The organism is Thomasclavelia sp. (assembly GCF_047249845.1).
Classification (GTDB): Bacteria; Bacillota_I; Bacilli_A; order Erysipelotrichales; family Coprobacillaceae; genus Thomasclavelia.
The window spans coordinates 1-1,603 of record NZ_JBKTWO010000184.1; the positions used below are offsets into that span (position 1 = coordinate 1).

3 protein-coding genes are annotated in these 1,603 nt (G+C 30.6%); 2 read left to right on the top strand and 1 reads right to left on the bottom strand.

The window, feature by feature from the left end:
- On the bottom strand, positions 1-521 hold a 521-nt coding region (locus tag ACLR9T_RS14615; RefSeq protein WP_413110176.1), incomplete at its 3' end, for an oligosaccharide flippase family protein.
- A gap of 79 nt (positions 522-600) precedes the next feature.
- Between ACLR9T_RS14615 and ACLR9T_RS14620 the strand changes: the two genes are divergently transcribed.
- Positions 601-888, top strand: coding sequence for a post-transcriptional regulator (locus ACLR9T_RS14620; protein WP_008789831.1), 288 nt, complete (start codon positions 601-603; stop codon positions 886-888).
- Between the two features lie 39 nt (positions 889-927).
- A partial coding sequence (locus ACLR9T_RS14625) for a DHH family phosphoesterase (protein WP_413110177.1) occupies positions 928-1,603 on the top strand: 676 nt, incomplete at its 3' end.

The following is a 1,603-nucleotide window of genomic DNA, read 5'->3' on the forward strand; positions in this document are numbered from 1 at the left end:
ATATCAAGGTTTACAAATGATTTAATCATAAAATAAGTGAAAATAATTCGAGCAACTTCTTCAAGTAATTGAGCAACTGATAAAGTCCAAACATCTTCTTTTCCTAAATAATAATTCTTAATAATTCCACTAATAGCAACCAAAGGAATAAAAGGCAGCAGAGTTAAAAGTGGATAATAGGCTTGATCTTGTTTTAAAAAATCATGGGCTATAATTTGTGAAAAACATAAAATAGATAACATTATCAAAAGACAAGAGGCAAAACATATCAGAATTGCTGAGATTATGACTTTCTTATTGTTGTATTTTGGATGTGAAATTAATCGAAAGACAGCAGACGGAATGGAAAACTGGGCTAAGGTTATACACAAAGAAAGTGTCGGAATAACCAAAATGTATAATGCCATACCTTGTTCACTTAAAAGTATCGATAAAAGCATTCTGTTAAACACTGAGAAGACCTTGGTTATGAGGGTACTGCCACTTAAGATAATAAATGAATTAATCAATTTTCTTTTCATAAAACACTTCCTTTATTGGTGATTTTCCTTTATAATAAATATGTTGAAAAATTGAGAAATATGTTAGGAAGTGCAGTAAATGGAAATCAATCTCAAGAATAACTTGCCATTAGATATTCTTTTTTTAATTCGAATCAAGGCTAATGAGTTCAAGACAGAGGGGGTTCATGATATCGATGCTAGTGATATTAAAGAATACCTTTATAAAATCAAATGGAAAAATGAAGAAACATTGGCTATGTGTGATGTGATTGATGATATTATGTCTCTTCGTTTTTCGGAGGTCTTTGATTATTTAAAAGTGAAAGTGATTAAAGAAGCGTCGTCTTTGAATTTAAATGATTTTAGTGAATTGATTGCGAAATAACTGTTAGTCAGTTATTTTTCTTTTTAAGGAGAATATATTATGGAATATAAAATTATAGAACCAAAAAAATATCAAGATATTCAAAATCAATATCAAGTCAATTCCTTATTGGCCAAAGTTATTGATATTCATGAATATGATCAAGAGACTTTACAAACACTATTAAGTCCTAGACTCATCTATCATGATTTTTCTTTGTTTGAAGAAGCTGATATGACATTAGAAAGAATTCATGAGGCTCTTGAGAATGAAGAAAAAATATGCATTTATGGTGAGTATGATTGTGATGGAATCTTAGCAACAACGATTCTTGTCCAGGCGTTTGCAGAATTAGGAGTACAGGTAGGTTATCATATTCCTAATCGTTTTGATGATGGCTATGGATTAAATGCTGCTAGAGTGAAGCAAATGGCTCAAAGAGGATATTCTTTAATCATGACAGTTGATAATGGTGTGAAAGCTTTTGATGCTGTAGAGTGTGCAACTGAGTTAGGTGTTGATGTCATTATTACAGATCATCATCAATTTGATAATGATTTGCCTGACGCTATGTCTTTTATTCATACCAAACTTTCACCAGAATATCCTTTTAAAGAAATATCAGGTGGGTTTGTTGCTTATAAATTGGCGAGTGCATTATTAGAGAAACAAGATAAATATGTATATTGTTTGGCAGCTATTACAACGATTTCTGATATGATGCCTTTATTAGATG